At 53.2% G+C, this 19,078-nt stretch carries 20 protein-coding genes and 1 other annotated feature; of the genes, 10 read left to right on the forward strand and 10 right to left on the reverse strand.

All coding sequences use genetic code 11. The annotated features are described in order from the left end of the window. Positions 1-36 precede the first annotated feature (36 nt). The 3 genes from AQ981_RS24640 to AQ981_RS24650 form a co-directional block, all read right to left on the reverse strand. On the reverse strand, positions 37-465 hold the full coding sequence (locus AQ981_RS24640; RefSeq protein WP_058914408.1) for a hypothetical protein: 429 nt from the start codon (positions 463-465) through the stop codon (positions 37-39). Positions 466-526: 61 nt separating this feature from the next. Beyond that, positions 527-1,813, reverse strand: coding sequence for an HlyC/CorC family transporter (locus AQ981_RS24645; RefSeq protein ID WP_058914409.1), 1,287 nt, complete (start codon positions 1,811-1,813; stop codon positions 527-529). Positions 1,814-1,839: 26 nt separating this feature from the next. Then, complete coding sequence (locus tag AQ981_RS24650) at positions 1,840-2,628, reverse strand: cytochrome C assembly family protein (protein ID WP_058914410.1); 789 nt, start codon at positions 2,626-2,628, stop codon at positions 1,840-1,842. A 165-nt stretch (positions 2,629-2,793) separates the two neighbouring features. Here AQ981_RS24650 and ffh point away from each other — a divergent pair, with 165 nt between their 5' ends. From ffh to rplS, 5 genes are all read left to right on the forward strand, one after another. Continuing rightward, positions 2,794-4,155 carry a signal recognition particle protein gene (gene ffh / locus AQ981_RS24655; RefSeq protein WP_058914411.1) on the forward strand — a complete coding sequence of 454 codons (1,362 nt, stop codon included), beginning with the start codon at positions 2,794-2,796 and terminating at the stop codon, positions 4,153-4,155. 226 nt (positions 4,156-4,381) lie between these two features. Then, entirely contained in the window at positions 4,382-4,630 is a 249-nt protein-coding gene (gene rpsP / locus AQ981_RS24660) for a 30S ribosomal protein S16 (RefSeq protein WP_058914412.1), read from the forward strand. 18 nt (positions 4,631-4,648) lie between these two features. Then, on the forward strand, positions 4,649-5,200 hold the full coding sequence (rimM, locus tag AQ981_RS24665) for a ribosome maturation factor RimM (protein ID WP_058914413.1): 552 nt from the start codon (positions 4,649-4,651) through the stop codon (positions 5,198-5,200). A 45-nt stretch (positions 5,201-5,245) separates the two neighbouring features. After that, a complete protein-coding gene (trmD, locus tag AQ981_RS24670; protein WP_058914414.1) occupies positions 5,246-6,016 on the forward strand; it encodes a tRNA (guanosine(37)-N1)-methyltransferase TrmD in 771 nt (256 codons plus the stop codon). 46 nt (positions 6,017-6,062) lie between these two features. Continuing rightward, a complete protein-coding gene (gene rplS / locus AQ981_RS24675) occupies positions 6,063-6,410 on the forward strand; it encodes a 50S ribosomal protein L19 (protein ID WP_058914415.1) in 348 nt (115 codons plus the stop codon). 62 nt (positions 6,411-6,472) lie between these two features. Here rplS and AQ981_RS24680 read toward each other — a convergent pair whose 3' ends face one another. Genes AQ981_RS24680 through yfiR form a run of 3 tightly spaced genes read right to left on the reverse strand, consistent with a single transcriptional unit; the run spans position 6,473 to position 8,730 of the window. Then, complete coding sequence (locus tag AQ981_RS24680) at positions 6,473-6,961, reverse strand: OmpA family protein (protein WP_058914416.1); 489 nt, start codon at positions 6,959-6,961, stop codon at positions 6,473-6,475. Between the two features lie 10 nt (positions 6,962-6,971). Next, on the reverse strand, positions 6,972-8,198 hold the full coding sequence (gene dgcN / locus AQ981_RS24685) for a diguanylate cyclase DgcN/YfiN (protein ID WP_058914417.1): 1,227 nt from the start codon (positions 8,196-8,198) through the stop codon (positions 6,972-6,974). Continuing rightward, entirely contained in the window at positions 8,191-8,730 is a 540-nt protein-coding gene (yfiR, locus tag AQ981_RS24690; protein WP_058914418.1) for a regulatory sequestration protein YfiR, read from the reverse strand. Before yfiR ends, dgcN begins: the two co-directional genes overlap by 8 nt. A 469-nt stretch (positions 8,731-9,199) precedes the next feature. Between yfiR and aroF the strand changes: the two genes are divergently transcribed. Together aroF and tyrA are read left to right on the forward strand one after the other, a co-directional pair. Then, positions 9,200-10,270, forward strand: coding sequence for a 3-deoxy-7-phosphoheptulonate synthase AroF (aroF, locus tag AQ981_RS24695; RefSeq protein ID WP_058914419.1), 1,071 nt, complete (start codon positions 9,200-9,202; stop codon positions 10,268-10,270). A 10-nt stretch (positions 10,271-10,280) separates the two neighbouring features. Then, positions 10,281-11,402 carry a bifunctional chorismate mutase/prephenate dehydrogenase gene (tyrA, locus tag AQ981_RS24700; protein ID WP_058914420.1) on the forward strand — a complete coding sequence of 374 codons (1,122 nt, stop codon included), beginning with the start codon at positions 10,281-10,283 and terminating at the stop codon, positions 11,400-11,402. A gap of 192 nt (positions 11,403-11,594) precedes the next feature. Here the strand turns inward: tyrA and pheA are convergent, their stop codons facing one another. From pheA to bamD, 4 genes are all read right to left on the reverse strand, one after another. After that, a complete protein-coding gene (gene pheA / locus AQ981_RS24705) occupies positions 11,595-12,755 on the reverse strand; it encodes a bifunctional chorismate mutase/prephenate dehydratase (protein ID WP_058914421.1) in 1,161 nt (386 codons plus the stop codon). Positions 12,756-12,789: 34 nt separating this feature from the next. Further along, positions 12,790-12,914: a sequence feature (Phe leader region), on the reverse strand. Continuing rightward, positions 12,866-12,913, reverse strand: a complete 48-nt coding sequence (pheL, locus tag AQ981_RS28310; RefSeq protein WP_249226387.1) for a pheA operon leader peptide PheL — start codon at positions 12,911-12,913, stop codon at positions 12,866-12,868. (Overlaps the previous feature by 48 nt.) A gap of 106 nt (positions 12,915-13,020) precedes the next feature. Continuing rightward, positions 13,021-13,350 carry a ribosome-associated translation inhibitor RaiA gene (gene raiA, locus AQ981_RS24710; protein WP_058914422.1) on the reverse strand — a complete coding sequence of 110 codons (330 nt, stop codon included), beginning with the start codon at positions 13,348-13,350 and terminating at the stop codon, positions 13,021-13,023. Between the two features lie 272 nt (positions 13,351-13,622). Next, positions 13,623-14,360: an outer membrane protein assembly factor BamD gene (gene bamD, locus AQ981_RS24715; RefSeq protein WP_058914423.1), complete on the reverse strand. Its 738-nt coding sequence runs from the start codon at positions 14,358-14,360 to the stop codon at positions 13,623-13,625. 131 nt (positions 14,361-14,491) lie between these two features. Between bamD and rluD the strand changes: the two genes are divergently transcribed. The 3 genes from rluD (at position 14,492) to clpB (ending at position 18,903) form a co-directional block, all read left to right on the forward strand. After that, a complete protein-coding gene (gene rluD, locus AQ981_RS24720) occupies positions 14,492-15,472 on the forward strand; it encodes a 23S rRNA pseudouridine(1911/1915/1917) synthase RluD (RefSeq protein WP_058914424.1) in 981 nt (326 codons plus the stop codon). Beyond that, the gene (gene yfiH / locus AQ981_RS24725) at positions 15,469-16,200 is read left to right on the forward strand and encodes a purine nucleoside phosphorylase YfiH (RefSeq protein WP_058914425.1); all 732 of its coding nucleotides are present in this window, start codon (positions 15,469-15,471) and stop codon (positions 16,198-16,200) included. The genes rluD and yfiH overlap by 4 nt, the downstream gene beginning before the upstream one ends. A gap of 129 nt (positions 16,201-16,329) precedes the next feature. After that, positions 16,330-18,903 carry an ATP-dependent chaperone ClpB gene (clpB, locus tag AQ981_RS24730; RefSeq protein WP_058914426.1) on the forward strand — a complete coding sequence of 858 codons (2,574 nt, stop codon included), beginning with the start codon at positions 16,330-16,332 and terminating at the stop codon, positions 18,901-18,903. Positions 18,904-19,078: the final 175 nt, after the last annotated feature.

Genomic DNA, 19,078 nt, shown 5'->3' on the forward strand with positions numbered 1-19,078 from the left:
CAACCTTTCAAGGTCATATGTCAGATCAAGTCGCGACTAATACATCTTAGTATCACAAACTTTAGCCATCTCTTTTTCGCTGGTTATATGAGTAAGCAACATTTGCAGGTCTGAAGCATCTCCCGATTTTAATAAATCACCGTAACGTTCAGCTACAAATTCGGCAAGTTGCCCTTCCTCCATTTCCCCTTTCCAGTCAATGGATTCAATAATTCCTTCATACTGGAGGATACTGATGAAAACTTCACGACTCAAGACGCCGTTGGTTAGGTCGCCTTCGGTGTCATCTATAATATCCTTTGTAACCGTAAAATAATTGTCCTCGTTTGGACCTGTCCAAAGTTCCGGAGTTTCCAGGGTTGCCAGAAAAGCATGCCATTCAGTTTCATATTCTTTCAGCAGAATATTCGCCAACATGTTGAGCTCTTCCATTTCATCATCATCCCAGATGATTTCAAAATCCATTATTCCCTCCCTGCGGTTATTCAAGTTTAAATTATACTTTACAGAGAAGAGATGAAAATATCTACTCTTCGACGCTTTCACGAATAGGTTTCACCGGCATTACTTTCACCTGTTTAATCATATTCTCCTGAACATCAAGAATATCGATATCGTACTGTTCGATACGTACGCGCCTGCCTGGGGCAGGGATCTCTTCGAGGGCTTCAAGGATGATGCCGTTAATTGTCCGCGCTTCATCTTCCGGCAGATGCCAGTTAAACGCTTTATTGATTTCCCGTACGTTGGCGGTACCGTCAATAATTACCGAACCGTCGTTAAGCGGTGTGACCTCTTCGGCAAGCGTCGGCGACATGGACGTGGTGAAATCCCCGACAATCTCTTCGAGGATGTCTTCTACCGTGACCAGCCCCTGGATATCGCCGTATTCGTCGACAACCAGGCCTACTTTCTTTTTATTGCGCTGGAATTTAACCAACTGGATACTGAGCGGCGTGCCTTCCGGGACATAATAGATTTCGTCGGCGGCGCGCAGCATCATCTCCTTCGTGAATTCATTTTTATCTGCCATCAGCCGCCAGGCCTCACGTACCCGTAGCATGCTGATCGCATCGTCCAGAGAATCCCGGTATAGCACAATCCGGCCGTGGGGCGAGTGGCTGAGCTGGCGCAGGATAGCTTTCCAGTCGTCGTTGATGTCGATGCCGATGATTTCGTTACGCGGGATCATAATGTCATCAACGGTGACCTTTTCGAGATCCAGTACCGACAGCAGCATATCCTGATTGCGGCGGGAGATTTGCGAGCGTGATTCATTGACGATGGTGCGCAGTTCATCTTTGCTGAGCGCGGCGCTGACGGCCCCGCCCGCCTTTATGCCTATCAGGCGCATCAGCAGGCGGGTGATGATATTCAACAGCCAGACTATCGGCGTCATCAGGGTTTGCAGCGGCGCCAGCAGAAAACTGCTTGGATAAGCGATTTTCTCCGGGTAGAGCGCGGCGATGGATTTCGGCAACACTTCGGCGAAAATCAGCACCACAAAGGTCAGTACCCCGGTGGCAATAGCCACGCCGGCGTCGCCGTACAGGCGGATCCCGACAATGGTCGCCAGCGCCGAGGCCAGAATATTGACCAGGTTATTGCCGATCAGCACCAGGCTAATCAAGCGATCCGGGGTGCGCAGTAGCTTTTCAACCCGCCGGGCAGATCGATTGCCCTGCCTGGCCAGATGGCGCAGGCGATAACGGTTGATCATCATCATGCCGGTTTCAGAACCGGAGAAATAGGCGGAAATCACCACCATAACGATCAGTGTGATGATCAGTGTAGTGGTTGAGATGTGTTCCAAAAGGACATCCTTTGTGAGTGATAGCCTCAGCCGGCGAATTGTTGAACCAGCCGACTACCAAAGTAGGCCAGTGTCAGGATCAGGGCTCCGGCAACGTTGAACCACACCACGCGGCGACCGCGCCAGCCTTCATGGTAGTGTCCCCATAACAGGATGATATAGACAAACCATGCCAGAATGGAAAGGATGGCCTTGTCGGCATTTTCCAGACTGAACAAATTCTGCATATAAAACAATCCGGTACACAGCGTCAGGGTCAGCAGTACTACGCCAATCTGGGTGATGTGAAACATTTTGCGCTCAATGCTCATCAGGGGAGGCATGTCGGCGCTGAAGGCCAGCTTTTTGTTTTTCAACTGATAGTCAATCCATGCCAGCTGTAGCGCATAGAGAGCGGCAATGATCAGCGTGGCGTAGGCGAAAAGCGCCAGGCCAATATGCACCATCATGCCCGGGGTGCCTTCCAGGTGGGTAATAAACTCATTGGGCATAAAGGTTGCCAGCGCCAGGTTTATCAGCGCGAAGGCGTAGACCACCGGCAACAGTAGCCAGCCGCGGTTGCGCGAGGCGACAATCGTCATCACGGCGCAAATCATCAGACTGACCAACGATCCAACATTAAGCAGACTGAGATTTTGTCCGCCATCCGCCGGGAAAATCCGCGCCTGCAGCGCAATAGCGTGGCAGACCAGCGCCAGCGCGGCAGATAATATCGCCAACCGGCGCCATGCGCTGTTCTTGCGCAACAGCCCGGGAATGATAAACGCCAGGCTGGCAGAATAGGCAATCAATGCGATAAGAGCGAAAACAGGCATATACAGGTGTCGATCGTGAGTCAGAGACGAAAAAACAGTATAACGTTATGCGGCGCCTGCTCCAACCGTTGACTTGCATCACACGACTGTCGCTTCATGATATACTCGGCGCAATTCGGATTAATGTCGCTTCGGCGGCCTCTGTTATCACCCTGGATACTTGCAATGTTTGATAATTTAACTGACCGCCTGTCGCGCACGCTGCGCAATATTAGCGGCCGCGGGCGCCTGACTGAAGAAAATATCAAAGAAACCCTGCGCGAAGTGCGCATGGCGCTGCTGGAAGCGGACGTTGCGCTGCCGGTGGTGCGTGATTTTATTAATCGCGTTAAAGAAAAAGCTGTTGGCCATGAGGTGAATAAAAGCCTGACCCCGGGCCAGGAGTTCGTCAAAATCGTCCGCGACGAACTGGTGTCGGCCATGGGGGAAGAGAATACCTCCCTGAATCTGGCTGCCCAGCCGCCGGCGGTGGTGTTGATGGCGGGTCTGCAGGGGGCGGGTAAAACTACCAGCGTCGGCAAGCTGGGGAAATTCCTGCGCGAAAAGCAGAAAAAGAAAGTACTGGTGGTTTCCGCGGACGTTTATCGTCCGGCGGCGATTAAGCAACTGGAAACGCTGGCCCAGCAGGTTGGCGTCGACTTTTTTCCCTCTGATGTCGGGCAGAAGCCGGTCGATATCGTTACGGCGGCGCTGAAAGAAGCGAAGCTGAAGTTTTACGACGTGCTGCTGGTGGATACCGCCGGCCGATTGCACGTCGATGAAGCGATGATGGATGAAATCAAGCAGGTTCACTCGGCGATCAATCCGGTGGAAACCCTGTTTGTGGTGGATGCGATGACCGGCCAGGACGCCGCTAATACCGCGAAAGCCTTCAACGAAGCGCTGCCGCTCACCGGGGTGGTGCTCACCAAGGTAGATGGCGATGCCCGCGGCGGCGCGGCGCTCTCTATTCGCCATATTACCGGCAAACCGATTAAGTTTCTTGGCGTCGGTGAAAAGACCGAGGCGCTGGAGCCGTTCCATCCGGACCGTATCGCTTCGCGTATCCTCGGTATGGGGGACGTGCTCTCCCTGATTGAAGATATTGAAAGTAAAGTCGACCGCGCGCAGGCGGAGAAGCTGGCCAATAAACTGAAAAAGGGCGACGGCTTCGATCTCACCGACTTCCTGGAGCAATTGCGCCAGATGAAGAATATGGGCGGTATGGCGAGCCTGATGGGTAAGCTGCCGGGTATGGGGCAGATTCCGGATAACGTGAAATCGCAGATGGATGACAAAGTGCTGGTGCGTATGGAGGCGATTATCAATTCCATGACCCTGAAAGAGCGCGCCCATCCGGATATTATTAAGGGTTCGCGCAAGCGTCGTATCGCCGCCGGCTGCGGTATGCAGGTGCAGGATGTTAACCGTCTGCTGAAACAGTTCGATGATATGCAGCGGATGATGAAGAAAATGAAAAAAGGCGGGCTGGCGAAGATGATGCGCGGTATGAAGGGGATGATGCCGCCGGGCTTCCCGGGGCGCTAATCCTGCCGACCGGCTTATTTGCCATCTTTGACGTCAGGGCGCGCTCCGCTTTTTGCGCACACGCCGCGACGCCACACTGTCGGTAACGGCAATGCCCTGGAACCAGGTAAAAGCACATGTTGATTGCTTTTTGCCTGGAAATCAGTAAAATTTTCGGGCTTTTAATATGACGCCGGGCTCCGTTCCTCGATGGGGCCCGGTTGTTCTATTCACACATGAGGATGTTATGGTAACTATTCGTTTAGCACGTCACGGCTCTAAAAAGCGCCCGTTCTACCAGGTTGTCGTCACTGACAGCCGTAATGCGCGTAATGGTCGCTTTATTGAGCGCGTTGGTTTCTTCAACCCGATCGCCAGCGAAAAAGAAGAAGGCTCTCGCCTGAATCTGGATCGTATTGAGCACTGGGTTAGCCAGGGCGCAACCGTATCTGATCGCGTTTCTACGCTGATCAAAGCAGCAAAAAAAGCCGCTTAATCTGTCACGGTGGTCATGATGAGCAAGCAACACAGCACCGCCCAGCCGCCCGTTAATCCCATTGTTCTGGGGAAAATGGGGTCTGCGTACGGTATTCGTGGTTGGCTCAGAGTGTTTTCCTCCACCGAAGACGCCGAAAGCATTTTTGACTACCAGCCCTGGTTTATCCAGAAAGGGAGTCAGTGGCAACCGGTCGAGCTGGAAAGCTGGCGGTACCACAATCAGGATCTGATCATCAAGCTGAAAGGCGTTGACGATCGGGACATGGCGAATCAGTTTACTAATAATGAAATTATGGTAGACGCGTCATGCCTGCCGGAGCTCGAAGACGGGGATTACTACTGGAAAGACCTGATGGGCTGCCAGGTAGTGACTCAGCAGGGCTATAACCTCGGTAAAGTCACTGACATGATGGAAACCGGGTCAAATGACGTACTCGTCATTAAGGCAAACCTGAAAGATGCATTTGGTATCAAGGAGCGGTTGGTTCCGTTCCTCGATGGGCAGGTTATCAAGAAAGTCGATCTCGCTACTCGGACCATCGAAGTAGACTGGGATCCTGGTTTTTAACCTCCGGTTAATACGGTAGTCAGACGGCACAATGGGGATTGGCTTGTGTTTATTGGTATAGTCAGCCTGTTTCCTGAGATGTTCCGCGCTATTACCGATTACGGGGTAACTGGCCGGGCAGTAAAAAATGGCCTGCTGAGCATCCAGAGCTGGAGTCCCCGGGACTTCACGCACGACAGGCACCGCACCGTGGACGAACGTCCATACGGCGGCGGACCGGGGATGCTGATGATGGTGCAACCCTTACGGGACGCCATTCACGCAGCGAAAGCCGCGGCGGGCGAAGGCGCGAAAGTGATATATCTTTCACCTCAGGGACGCAAGCTGGATCAGGCGGGCGTCAGCGAGCTGGCGGCGAATCAGAAGCTGATTCTGGTTTGTGGTCGCTACGAGGGGATAGACGAGCGCGTTATCCAGACCGAAATTGACGAAGAGTGGTCAATCGGGGATTACGTACTCAGCGGTGGTGAGTTACCGGCAATGACGCTGATTGACTCTGTCGCCCGGTTCATTCCGGGGGTATTGGGCCATGAAGCATCCGCAGCGGAAGATTCCTTTGCGGAGGGGTTGCTGGATTGCCCGCACTATACCCGGCCTGAAGTGCTGGAAGGGATGGAAGTACCGGCAGTGTTACTGTCAGGAAACCATGCCGAGATACGTCGCTGGCGTTTGAAGCAGTCGCTGGGCCGTACCTGGCTTAGAAGACCTGAACTTTTGGAAAACCTGGCTCTGACTGAAGAGCAAGCAAAGTTGCTGGCAGAGTTCAAAACTGAACACGAGCAGCAGCATAAACATGATGGGTATGGCGAAGCCTGAGGCTGCCTCCCGATATATCAGTTTACCCAGGATAAGAGATTAAATTATGAGCAACATTATTAAGCAACTTGAACAAGAGCAGATGAAGCAGGACGTACCTTCCTTCCGTCCGGGTGATACCGTGGAAGTGAAAGTATGGGTTGTTGAAGGTTCCAAAAAACGTCTGCAGGCATTCGAGGGCGTGGTTATCGCTATTCGTAACCGCGGTCTGCATTCTGCATTCACTGTTCGCAAAATTTCTAACGGCGAAGGCGTTGAGCGTGTCTTCCAGACTCACTCTCCGGTTGTTGACAGCATCACTGTCAAACGTCGTGGTGCCGTTCGTAAAGCTAAACTGTACTACCTGCGTGAGCGTACCGGTAAGTCTGCTCGTATCAAAGAGCGTCTTAACTAAGATCGCGCAATCGACATCCCTGAAAAAAGCCTGGCGTTTGCCAGGCTTTTTTTTGCCTAAAGTCAGGGAGCGCTGATAACAATCGCTACCCGGCGATTTTCCGCCCGGCCGGTGCTGGTTTTATTGCTGGCGACAGGGAACTGCTTGCCTAAGCCGCGAGTCGTGAGGTTGTCGCGCGGAACCTGAGCTCCTGCCGCCCAGACATCGGCTACGGCATTGGCGCGTTTCAGGGACAGAGCGACGTTATACTCATCTTCCCCGTAGTTATCGGTATGGCCGTCCATTCGGGCGTGTTTCAGGCCGGTGGCAGAAAGCCGGGCGGCCATATTGCGTATCCGGGTATCACTTTCCGTCTGCAACTGGTACTGGTTTTTACCGAACAGGATTTTATCCGACAGACCCAGCGACCAGTCGCTGTCCTTTTCAACAAAACCGAAGGATTGCATGGCGGCAATTTGTTGCGGGGAGAATTTCCCCACAGGTGTGTTCTGGCATCCGCTGAGCGCAAGGGTGGAAAAAAGTAATGCCGTGCAGCTGGCAGCTAATTTCATCAGTCATTCCTTATTCATCTGAGGACGCCGTCTGACGCCTTTTCTTTTCGATATACATTCTTCGGTCGGCGGTCTCCATCAGGCTTTCCGGGGTAGCATCTTCGGAAAACAGGGCGTGTCCTACGCTGAGCGACATGGTGGCGTAATGGCCGTCGGACAGCGCAATAGGTTGATTCATCGCGGCCTTCAGAGACGCCATTATCCGCTGCACATCCCCGGGATGTTGCAGCCCGGTGAGCAGCATCGCAAATTCATCGCCGCCCAGACGATAGGCTTTCCCCTTTTTGCCAAGAAAGACCAATAAGCGCCGGGCGGTCTCTATCAGTACCAGATCGCCGGCAGCGTGCCCCCAGGTATCGTTAATGAATTTGAAATTATCACCATCCATAAATAGCAGGGCGCAATGGGATTTTTGCTGTGGATTGCGCATCAGCCGGTTCAGCGCGTGACGAAAGGCGGTTCGGTTTGCCAGCCCGGTCAGCGAATCGTGCATAGCCGTTTTCATCAGGGAGTCATTGCGGCGCTGGAGCTGGAGCTGCCACTCCTCCATCTCCGTCAGCAGGCTGTTAAAATCCTGCGCGAATGTATGAAATTCTTCGATCCTTTCCGGCGATACCCGGCGTGAGAAATTGCGGTTGGTTCGTACGTCATGCACCACATCGGTAATATTCTGTAGCGCCATGACCAGCCCGTGGTGCAAATAGCGAGTGATGCTCAGAGAGATAAAAGAAGCCAGCAGTAGACATGTGGTAAGGACACCCAGAGAGAGCCAGACAAAGTGAGTAATGATGTCATCGGTACCGGTGAGCTGCATTTCGCCGACGGCGACGCCGTTGTGGTAAATCGTCTGGCTTACCGGAGTGGGGTAGAGCCAGTGGCTGACGGTGCTCTCAACCATACCTGGATTAGCACGCGTATCCTGCGTCCAGTGGGTCAGTTCCTGCCCCTGGCTGTCAAAAATCACCGCACGACGGAATTGCCCCTGCCTGCCAAGGGTGGTCAGGGTGTTGTGAGCGGCCTGGGCATCCCGGAACACCACGGCAGCCTCCAGACTGTGGCTGACTGTTGAACTGAGCAATTGTAGGTTTTTCTGGGCATACTGTTTCAGGGTTAACAGCGATGCAGCGCAAAGGAGTAGCCAGACGATGGTCATGGTGATGACCACGCTAATCATACTGATGCGTCTCAGGGTTCGTTTGAACGTTGGACGCGGTGTCGCAACCGGTACCTTATTCATGGTGATTATTCCGTTCTCGTGCCAGCATTAATACGTCCGGACTCACACGTATGCCGCTACGCGTCAGGGAGTCAAGATTGACGGAGAAGCTGACTTGTCCTGGTTTAATATTCAGGCAGAACGCGCTGCCAATTAAACATTCCGGATTATTTTCAGCAATTAATAACAGCGGGTGCGGTGAAAGTTGCTCAAGTAATTGCATTTGCTGTTGCGGTGTTTCTCGCCCGAAATAAAAGCCATCACAGTGCGCGCTGGCGACCAGAGCGATATTGTTAACTGGTACGGCGGTATAGTTTTGCTGCGCGGCCTCTGAAGAAGGTGAGCTCAGAGCGTCTGCGTAGGATGACGATGAAAAAATGCACAGTCGCGGAAGCCGGTTTGACAAGCCAGGCCAGCGTGTATAGCTGACGATGCCATTAACAATAGTACGGACGGAATTTGCGACAGCTGTATTTTCAGCCGCGTATACCGATGGCCATATGGGAAAAGCCGCTACGGAGATGAAAATTATCCCGTGTAAAAAAAAGCGCATAGCAAAACAGATTCCACGCTAAGGATCGCGATATACCTGGGTGGCGTCCGTTGTCATCATCAGGTGCGATGTTAATGCTTGCATGCCGGGCGATCGGGCAGCGGCAGAAAGCGACAGATTATGCTGGTGATTAGTAAACAAAAATATAGCGCGTTATTTTCGCGGGAGAATATTTTTATCCAGCGTGATATTTACCGAGCGCAAAATAATATAGAAGTAGAAAATTCTTAATGCCAGCGAACTATGACATTTTAAGGACCTGCTTTTCAACCCGTTAAGGATAACTTTTCCTTATTGTAAATTTAAGTTTACGATTTTGCTGTAATCATGGCTTGAATAAAGCTTTCAAGTATTTTTGTACAATAATGTTTACGTATTATGGATTGATTTATTTACTTGGTGTGGTAAGGTTAACCCACCTCTGAGAGGTAACGACAATCGCAAACGAGCTAAATTAAGGATCGCCACCATGCAAAAAGACGCGCTGAACAATATCAATATTTCCGATGAACAGGTCATGATCACCCCGGCACAACTGAAAGCCGAGCTTCCTTTATCCGCCGGACAGGAAGCGCAGATCGCCCATTCCCGTAAAACCATCTCCGATATTATTGCCGGACGCGATCCGCGCCTGCTGGTGGTGTGTGGACCTTGCTCAATCCACGATCCCGAAGCCGCGATTGATTATGCTCGTCGTTTTAAAGCCCTGTCGGAACAGGTCAGCGATAGTCTTTACCTTGTTATGCGCGTCTATTTTGAGAAACCTCGTACCACCGTTGGCTGGAAAGGGTTAATTAATGATCCCCATATGGACGGTTCGTTTGATGTTGAAGCCGGGTTGAAGATTGCGCGTCGGCTGTTGCTGGAACTGGTCGATATGGGCCTTCCGTTGGCGACGGAAGCGCTGGATCCCAACAGTCCGCAGTATCTGGGCGACTTGTTCAGCTGGTCGGCAATTGGCGCGCGTACGACGGAATCCCAGACCCACCGTGAAATGGCGTCAGGTCTTTCTATGCCGGTAGGGTTTAAAAACGGAACCGATGGCAGTCTGGCGACAGCGATCAACGCGATGCGTGCCGCCGCGATGCCGCACCGTTTTGTCGGCATTAATCAGGCCGGCCAGGTGAGTCTGTTGCAGACCCAGGGTAATCCTGACGGACATGTGATTCTGCGCGGCGGTAAAGCGCCTAATTACAGCCCGCAAGATGTTGCTCAGTGTGAACAAGAGATGCAACAGGCGGGACTGCGCCCGGCGTTGATGATAGATTGCAGTCATGGCAATTCTAATAAAGACTATCGTCGTCAACCCGGCGTTGCTGAGTCTGCTGTTGCCCAAATTCGAGACGGGAATCGTTCGATTATTGGTTTGATGATTGAAAGCCACATCAACGAAGGCAATCAATCTTCCGAGCAGCCGCGTAGCGAGATGAAATATGGCGTCTCTGTGACCGATGCCTGCATCAACTGGGAAGCGACCGAAGCGTTATTACGCCAGATCCATCAGGATCTGAATGGTCAGTTAAAGGAACGAGCGGCTTAAGAGGTTTATCATGGTGGCAGAATTGACCGCCCTGCGCGATCAAATTGATGAGGTAGATAAGGCTTTGCTGGGGCTGCTGGCCCGTCGTCTGGAGCTGGTAGCCGAAGTGGGTGAAGTAAAAAGCCGCTATGGCCTGCCCATTTATGTACCAGAACGAGAGGCGTCCATGCTGGCGTCGCGTCGTCAGGAGGCGCGAAATCTCGGGGTGCCGGAGGATCTTATCGAAGATGTGTTGCGCCGGGTAATGCGTGAATCCTACACCAGCGAGAATGACAAGGGGTTTAAAACGCTGCGTCCGTCGCTTCGGCCGGTTGTGATTGTCGGCGGTGGCGGCCAGATGGGCGGGCTGTTCGGTAAAATGCTTAGTTTGTCCGGGTATCAGGTACGAACCCTGGAACAGGGGGACTGGGAGAGGGCGGACGAGTTACTCCACGATGCCGGCATGGTGATTGTCAGTGTGCCGATTCACATTACCGAGCAGGTTATCGCCCGGCTTCCGACGTTGCCGGATGACTGCATTCTGGTGGATCTGGCGTCGGTGAAAAACGGCCCGCTGCAGGCGATGCTGGCGGCGCACAGCGGCCCGGTACTCGGGCTGCATCCCATGTTCGGACCGGACAGCGGTAGCCTGGCCAAACAGGTAGTGGTGTACTGTGACGGACGTCAGCCGGAAGCCTACCAGTGGTTTCTGGAGCAAATCCAGGTCTGGGGCGCGCGGTTGCACCGCATCAGCGCCGTGGAACATGACCAGAATATGGCGTTTATTCAGGCGCTGCGCCACTTTGCCACTTTCGCCTACGGTTTGCACCTTGCGGAAGAGAATGTGCAACTGGAGCAACTGTTGGCTTTGTCCTCGCCGATTTATCGTCTCGAACTGGCGATGGTTGGTCGGCTATTCGCTCAGGATCCCGGGCTGTATGCCGATATCATCATGGCCTCCGGGGATAATCTGGCGTTGATCAAGCGCTATTATCAGCGTTTCGGCGAAGCCATCGGGCTGCTGGAAAAAGGCGATAAACAGGCATTTATTGACAGTTTCCGCAAGGTTGAGCACTGGTTTGGCGATTATGCGCAACGCTTCCAGAGTGAAAGTCGTTCGTTGTTGCGCCAGGCGAACGATAGCCGACAGTAATTTCAGGATATGCTATACCCAAAAGCCAGCGCGAGTTCGCTGGCTTTTTTGTGTCTTAAATCAGCGAACATTGTTATGCAGCCGCGATGACTACGGGTACCGGAATGACCGTTCCGGGACGCTATTTTCTGGCTGGATGGGCGCGGAGGGTTGCCAAAGCCCCCCTTTCGGGAGGCGATAGCGGGTTAATCCTCAGGCGGGATTGACCGGGACAACGTTTTCGCTCGGGTAGCAGCCCAGCACTTTCATCGAACGGGTTATCTCTCCCAGCTCTTTCAGAGCCTGCTGCATTATCGGGTCCTGCAGGTTGGCCTGGATATCGAGGTAAAACATCTCTTCCCACGGGTTGCCGTGAATCGGACGCGACTCCAGCTTTGTCATAATCAGGTCGTGATTGCGCAGTACCAGCAGCGCTTCAACCAGCGCACCGGCCTGCTGCCCGGTGGCCATTAATAGCGTGGTTTTGGCCGGTACCTGATCGGAAACGTTTATCGCTTTACGGGCCAACACCAGGAAGCGGGTGATATTTTGCTGTTGATTGGCGAGTATCCGCTCTACCACCTGCAGGCCATAGAGCGCGCCGCCAGCTTCGCTACCCAGCGCGGCAACGTGTGGGGAGCGCGCCTGCGCCACTTTTTCCATTGCAGCGGAAGTACTCTCGCAGTATTCAATTTTCCACTGGGGATAGCGGCTCAGGAACTGGCTGCACTGCTGAAATGGCTGCGGGTGACTGTAGACGGTCCGAATGTTGTCCAGATCCGTTGAGGCTGATACCAGCAGGCAGTGCTCAATAGGTACGGTCATCTCGCCAACGATGGACAGACTGGTATGTTGTAGCAAATCGTAGACGTCGTTGATGGCGCCTGAGCTGGTGTTTTCAATGGGGACAACGGCATAGTCGGCCTGGCCGGTCTCAACCTGGTTAAAAATGTCGTGGAATTTGCTGCAGCCGCTTTCGATAAATTGTTCAAAGTGGCGGGCTGCATACTGGCGCGCGGCAAGATGCGAATAGGAGCCCTTCGGACCCAGAAAAGCGACGCGGGCCGAGTGCGGGTTCGTCTGGTTCAGATGATGCTGGAGCAGTGTCTGCTGCGTCAGCACCGAGTCTTCAATGATTAACTGAAACAGACGGGTGATGTAGTGAGCGTCAAGCTGGTGGATTTTTCCGAGGCTAATCAGGCGTTCCAGTAAATCGCGCTCTCTGTCGATGTCACGTACCGGACGGTGGGAGGCCAGTTTCGCTTTGCCGACCTCGACGGCCAGTCCCCGGCGTTCTGCCAGCAACGCCAGTAATTTTTCATCCAGGGCACTGATTTTATCGCGCAATGCCAGCAAAGGGTTTTCCGGGGTCATACTCGCTACCTTCTTATTGTATGGTGTTCTGCCCATAAAAAAGGCCTCCGTTTCGGGAGGCCTGTTTATTCGTCTTCGCATTCTCTGTCACATGACGAATCGCCTCCCGTTCAGGGGAAGGTAAAAAAGAATGCGAAGAAGAACGAACGATGTTGCATGGCGGTTTCCTGATAAAGTCTGTTGATTAAGGTAACGGCACTCTTTTCCTTCTGTCAATAAAAAACGCGCCTCGACGGCGCGTTGCACTGGGTGGAGGAGAGTAAAATTATTCTTCGGCCAGCGTGGCATCTTTTACCGATGCGCTGCTGCGACGTGCTTCACCTTTGTGCTGTACTTTGTTGAGCTGGCGCTCCAGCTTGCCAATCAGCTCATTGATCGCGGTATACATATCTTCATGTTTAGCGCTGGCGACCAGTTGCCCGTTCGGCGTGTTAATCGTGGCATCAGCCACAAAGCCTTTCGGCTCTTTCGACAAGACGATGTGCGGATTAATTAAATGCGTTTGCCATTTGTCCAGTTTAGCGAGACGGTCTGCGACGTGCTGGCGGATAGCCGGGGTGATGTCCATCTGTTTACTGGTAATGTTCATTGTCATAAAAGTTACCTCGTGTCTTTACCGTCTTGGTGATTTCAGCATACCTTTCCTGGTGTCAAGATGTGTGATTTAAATCACGTTATTTTGTCACTTTTTGTCAATGGTATCTTTTTGTGAGTCAGGACAGGATCCGATTATTTTTACCTTGCAGCGGTTAAAAATAGCCGCCATATTTAACAGGATCATTTCCGGCTAAAGCGTTTCAGCGCACATTTAGCGGATATAAAAACGGCGACCCTGGGTCGCCGTTGTGCATTGAATTGTATGAAAAATCAGGTGTTGCTGCTGTTAGCCGCAATAATTTTTGCGACTTTCTCCGCCTGGCTGGTCATCTGCATCTGCCGGTAGGCGTTTTCCATCAGTTTCAGGCCGTCGCGCGTGGCCTGAGTATCCGGGTAATTTTGCAACATCCCATCCACACGATTGACGACTGCCACCCAGGCGCCGCGTTTGGTGTAATATTCCGCCACGGAAAGTTCATACTTCGCCAGACGATCTTTCAGGTAAACCAGACGTTTGGTGGCGTCTGTGACATACTGGCTGTTCGGGTAACCGCGCACCAGGCGAGAAAAATCGCTAAAAGCGGCCCGGGCGTGTTGCGGATCGCGGTCGGAGCGGTCAACGCCAAAGAAGCCCTGTAGCGCACTGTCATCCAGCGCCATATTGGTCAGACCGCGCATGTATACCACGTAGTCGATGTTGGGGTGCGTCGGATTAAGGCGCATAAAGCGGTCAATCGCCGCCTGTGCCAGCGGTAAGTCGGCATTTTTGTAATAAGCGTAGATCAGATCTAACTGAACCTGCTGAGAGTACGGCCCAAACGGATAGCGGTTATCCAGCGCTTCCAGTTGCGTTATCGCGGCTTTCCAGTTACCGTCCTGCAGTTTTTGCTGGGCGGTCGCATAGATTTCAGAAGGCGGACTATCAGGAACCTCTTCTTTGGAGCCGGAGCAACCCGCCAAAGCCAGGCTCAGTGTGGCGACAGCCACCAGATATTTCATGCGCGTCATGACGTTTTGACTTTCCTCAGAATGTTATTCCGGGAGACTCTCCGTTAAGCTCCCGATAAAGACCAGCTACAATAGCACACTATATTAAACGGCAAAGCCGTAAAAACCCAAGGTTAACGAAGAAGCTGTCTATGGCACAACTAGTACAACTCACCGCAACGGTATCCGAATCACAACTCGGTCAACGCTTAGATCAGGCTTTGGCCGAATTGTTCCCGGATTATTCGCGTTCGCGCATAAAAGAATGGATCCTCGACCGCCGGGTGCAGGTTAACGGCGCAATTTGCGATAAGCCGAAAGAGAAAGTGTTAGGCGGGGAGAGTGTCGCCATCAATGCGGAAATTGAAGAAGAAGCGCGCTTTGAGCCCCAGGATATCCCTCTGGATATCGTGTATGAGGACGACGATATCCTCGTGATTAACAAACCGCGCGACCTGGTGGTGCATCCCGGGGCCGGTAACCCGGATGGAACAGTACTGAACGCGCTGCTGCATTATTTCCCGCCGATTGCCGATGTGCCGCGTGCCGGTATTGTGCATCGTCTGGATAAAGACACGACCGGCCTGATGGTAGTGGCGAAGACGGTACCGGCGCAAACGCGTCTGGTGGAGTCGCTGCAACTGCGGGAGATCACCCGCGAATATGAGGCGGTCGCCATTGGCCATATGACTGCCGGCGGAACGGTCAGCGAACCAATCAGCCGCCATCCGACAAAGCGTACGCATATGTCGGTACACCCGATGGGTAAACCGGCCGTCACCCATTACCGCATTATGGAGCATTTTCGGGTTCATACCCGCCTGCGCCTGCGCCTGGAAACCGGGCGCACTCACCAGATTCGCGTTCATATGGCGCATATTACCCATCCGCTGGTGGGCGATCCGCTGTATGGCGGCCGTCCACGCCCGCCGAAGGGCGCTTCAGAATCTTTTATCGCCACTCTGCGCAAATTTGATCGCCAGGCGCTGCATGCCACAATGCTACGCTTATATCACCCCATCAGCGGCATCGAGATGGAATGGCATGCGTCTATTCCACAGGACATGGTCGATTTGATCGCCGAGCTGCGCGCTGATTTTGATGCCCATAAGGATGACGTTGACTGGTTATGACTTCGCTAATCGTCCCTGAGTGGCCGCTCCCGCCGGGAGTCGCCGCCTGTAGTTCCACGCGCCACGGTGGCGTTAGCCTGGCGCCGTATCACTCCCTGAATCTGGGGGCCCACTGCGGGGATAACCCGGAGCATGTGGAAGAGAACCGCCGGCGCCTGTTTGCTCAGGGGGGATTGCCGTCAAAACCGGTATGGCTGGAACAGGTACACGGTAAAACGGTGTTGCGGCTGACGGGTGAACCCTACGCAGAGAAACGCGCCGACGCTTCTTACAGCAATACCCGGGGTAGCGTATGCGCTGTTATGACCGCAGATTGTCTGCCAGTGCTATTCTGTAATAGTGCCGGAACGGAAGTGGCAGCCGCCCATGCCGGCTGGCGCGGTTTATGTGAAGGGGTTCTGGAAGAAACAGTGGCTTGCTTTGCCGATCGGCCGCAGAACATCATGGCCTGGCTGGGGCCGGCTATTGGTCCGCAGGCGTTTGAGGTCGGCGCGGAGGTCAGGGAGGCTTTTATGGCGCAGGACGAACAGGCTGCGCTGGCGTTTCGTCCCGTCGGGGAAAAGTACTTCGCGGATATTTATCAACTCGCTCGCCAGCGCCTGGCGAAGGTGGGGGTTGAACGGGTATTCGGTGGGGATCGCTGTACCTGGACCGAATCCGATCATTTTTTCTCTTACCGAAGAGACAGAACAACGGGTCGTATGGCAAGTTTTATTTGGCTGATATAACCTATTGAATCAAGACGATCCAGTGCGGGTAACCAACCTTTCACATAATTATGGTCATTCACCTTGAATAATTGAGGGATGACCTCATTTAATCTCCAGTAGCAAATTTGACCATTTATGGGAGGAGTTATGCGTCTGGATCGTCTTACTAATAAATTCCAGCTTGCTCTCGCCGATGCCCAGTCTCTCGCTCTCGGGCACGACAACCAATTTATTGAACCTCTTCACCTGATGAGCGCATTGCTCAAGCAGGAAGGGGGATCCGTTAGCCCGCTGCTGACGACGGCCGGCGTCAATGTCGGGCAATTACGCACCGCCATTGAACAGGCGCTGAGTCGTCTGCCACAGGTTGAAGGAACCGGTGGAGATGTTCAGCCATCTCAGGATTTAATCCGTACGTTAAATCTGTGCGACAAGCTGGCGCAGAAACAGGGTGACAATTTTATTTCGTCAGAACTCTTTGTCCTGGCGGCGCTCGAATCGCGCGGCACGTTAGCTGACTTATTAAAAGCGGCAGGGGCGACTACCGCGAAAGTCACGCAGGCGATTGAGCAAGTGCGCGGAGGTGAAAGCGTGAACGATCAAAATGCCGAAGACCAGCGTCAGGCATTGAAAAAATACACGGTCGATCTGACTGAGCGGGCCGAACAGGGCAAGCTGGATCCGGTGATCGGTCGTGATGAAGAAATTCGTCGTACTATCCAGGTACTGCAGCGTCGTACCAAAAATAACCCGGTACTGATTGGTGAACCGGGCGTGGGTAAAACCGCGATTGTCGAAGGACTCGCCCAGCGTATTATCAATGGTGAAGTTCCCGAAGGGCTGAAAGGCCGGCGGGTACTGGCGCTGGATATGGGGGCGTTGGTCGCCGGCGCGAAATACCGCGGGGAATTCGAAGAGCGCCTGAAAGGGGTTCTGAATGACCTTTCAAAACAGGAAGGCAATGTCATCCTGTTTATTGATGAATTACATACCATGGTCGGCGCCGGTAAAGCCGATGGCGCGATGGATGCCGGCAATATGCTGAAACCGGCCCTGGCGCGCGGTGAGTTGCATTGCGTGGGCGCCACGACGCTGGACGAATACCGCCAGTACATTGAGAAAGACGCCGCTCTGGAACGCCGCTTCCAGAAAGTGTTTGTCGCTGAGCCTTCGGTGGAAGATACCATCGCGATTCTGCGTGGTCTGAAAGAGCGTTATGAACTGCATCACCATGTGCAGATTACCGACCCGGCGATTGTGGCGGCGGCGACCTTATCTCACCGCTACATCTCCGATCGGCAGTTGCCGGATAAAGCTATCGATCTGATCGATGAAGCAGCGTCCAGTATTCGCATGCAGATCGATTCAAAACCGGAAGAATTGGATCGTCTCGATCGTCGTATCATCCAGTTAAAACTGGAGCAGCAGGCGCTGAAGAAAGAGTCCGACGAGGCCAGCCTGAAACGTCTGGATATGCTTAATGAAGAGTTGGCGGACAAAGAACGCCAGTATTCTGAGTTAGAAGAGGAGTGGAAGGCCGAGAAAGCGTCGCTGTCGGGAACCCAAACCATCAAGGCCGAGCTGGAACAGGCGAAGATTGCTATTGAGCAGGCGCGCCGGGTTGGTGATTTGGCGCGAATGTCTGAACTGCAGTACGGCAAGATCCCTGAGCTGGAAAAACAACTGGCGGCGGCAACCCAGTCCGAAGGGAAAACCATGCGTCTGCTGCGCAATAAAGTGACCGATGCGGAGATCGCTGAAGTGTTGGCGCGCTGGACCGGTATTCCGGTGTCGCGCATGCTGGAAAGTGAACGCGATAAACTGTTACGCATGGAAGATGAATTGCATCAGCGGGTTATCGGCCAGAATGAAGCGGTTGAGGCGGTTTCGAACGCGATCCGCCGTAGCCGAGCCGGGCTGTCCGATCCTAATCGACCCATAGGTTCATTCCTGTTCCTGGGGCCGACCGGGGTTGGTAAAACAGAACTGTGTAAGGCGCTGGCTAATTTCATGTTTGACAGCGATGATGCGATGGTGCGTATCGATATGTCTGAATTTATGGAGAAACATTCGGTATCGCGCCTGGTCGGGGCGCCTCCGGGATATGTTGGCTATGAGGAGGGGGGCTATCTGACCGAAGCGGTACGCCGTCGCCCTTACTCTGTCATTCTGCTGGATGAAGTGGAAAAAGCGCACCCGGATGTTTTCAATATTTTGTTGCAGGTGCTTGATGATGGGCGCCTGACGGATGGCCAGGGGAGAACGGTCGACTTCCGTAATACGGTGGTCATCATGACATCCAACCTTGGATCCGATCTGATTCAGGAGCGCTTTGGTGAACTGGATTACGGACATATGAAGGACCTGGTGCTGGGAGTGGTCAGCCATAGCTTCCGGCCGGAGTTCATTAACCGTATTGATGAAGTGGTAGTATTCCATCCGCTGGGTGAACGCCATATCGCTTCCATCGCGCAAATCCAGTTGCAGCGTTTGTACCATCGTCTGGAGGACCGCGGCTATGCTGTGCATATCAGCGACGAGGCGCTGGCGATGCTCAGCCAGAACGGTTATGACCCGGTATACGGTGCTCGTCCGCTGAAACGCGCTATTCAGCAGCAGATTGAGAACCCGCTGGCGCAACAAATTCTTTCCGGCGAACTGGTGCCCGGGAAAACCATCGAGTTGGTGGTGAAAGATGAACGAATCGTTGCTGTGCAGTAAGTAGCGAAGTCGGTGATAACGATCTTAAAACGGACCCTTCGGGGTCCGTTTTCTATTCAGTCTTAACGTTACAGACTATGATTACACTTTGTGTTGTTCTAAAAATGAGCAGTTGAAAGATATTTTTCATTCAGCGCTTGCCAGCGCCAAATTAGGCCCTATAATGCGCCTCCAC

This window comes from Entomohabitans teleogrylli, assembly GCF_001484765.1.
GTDB classification, from domain to species: domain Bacteria; phylum Pseudomonadota; class Gammaproteobacteria; order Enterobacterales; family Enterobacteriaceae; genus Entomohabitans; species Entomohabitans teleogrylli.

Excerpts from the sequence above, each read along its gene's own strand:
- rpsP (WP_058914412.1), top strand. The coding sequence starts at position 4,382 with ATGGTAACTATTCGTTTAGCACGTCACGGCTCTAAAAAGCGCCCGTTC.
- rluD (WP_058914424.1), top strand. The coding sequence starts at position 14,492 with ATGGCACAACTAGTACAACTCACCGCAACGGTATCCGAATCACAACTC.
- clpB (WP_058914426.1), top strand. The coding sequence starts at position 16,330 with ATGCGTCTGGATCGTCTTACTAATAAATTCCAGCTTGCTCTCGCCGAT.
- yfiH (WP_058914425.1), top strand. The coding sequence starts at position 15,469 with ATGACTTCGCTAATCGTCCCTGAGTGGCCGCTCCCGCCGGGAGTCGCC.
- dgcN (WP_058914417.1), bottom strand. The coding sequence starts at position 8,198 with ATGAATAAGGTACCGGTTGCGACACCGCGTCCAACGTTCAAACGAACC.
- rplS (WP_058914415.1), top strand. The coding sequence starts at position 6,063 with ATGAGCAACATTATTAAGCAACTTGAACAAGAGCAGATGAAGCAGGAC.
- tyrA (WP_058914420.1), top strand. The coding sequence starts at position 10,281 with ATGGTGGCAGAATTGACCGCCCTGCGCGATCAAATTGATGAGGTAGAT.
- AQ981_RS24640 (WP_058914408.1), bottom strand. The coding sequence starts at position 465 with ATGGATTTTGAAATCATCTGGGATGATGATGAAATGGAAGAGCTCAAC.
- pheA (WP_058914421.1), bottom strand. The coding sequence starts at position 12,755 with ATGACCCCGGAAAACCCTTTGCTGGCATTGCGCGATAAAATCAGTGCC.
- yfiR (WP_058914418.1), bottom strand. The coding sequence starts at position 8,730 with ATGCGCTTTTTTTTACACGGGATAATTTTCATCTCCGTAGCGGCTTTT.
- raiA (WP_058914422.1), bottom strand. The coding sequence starts at position 13,350 with ATGACAATGAACATTACCAGTAAACAGATGGACATCACCCCGGCTATC.
- rimM (WP_058914413.1), top strand. The coding sequence starts at position 4,649 with ATGAGCAAGCAACACAGCACCGCCCAGCCGCCCGTTAATCCCATTGTT.
- aroF (WP_058914419.1), top strand. The coding sequence starts at position 9,200 with ATGCAAAAAGACGCGCTGAACAATATCAATATTTCCGATGAACAGGTC.
- bamD (WP_058914423.1), bottom strand. The coding sequence starts at position 14,360 with ATGACGCGCATGAAATATCTGGTGGCTGTCGCCACACTGAGCCTGGCT.
- ffh (WP_058914411.1), top strand. The coding sequence starts at position 2,794 with ATGTTTGATAATTTAACTGACCGCCTGTCGCGCACGCTGCGCAATATT.
- AQ981_RS24680 (WP_058914416.1), bottom strand. The coding sequence starts at position 6,961 with ATGAAATTAGCTGCCAGCTGCACGGCATTACTTTTTTCCACCCTTGCG.
- AQ981_RS24650 (WP_058914410.1), bottom strand. The coding sequence starts at position 2,628 with ATGCCTGTTTTCGCTCTTATCGCATTGATTGCCTATTCTGCCAGCCTG.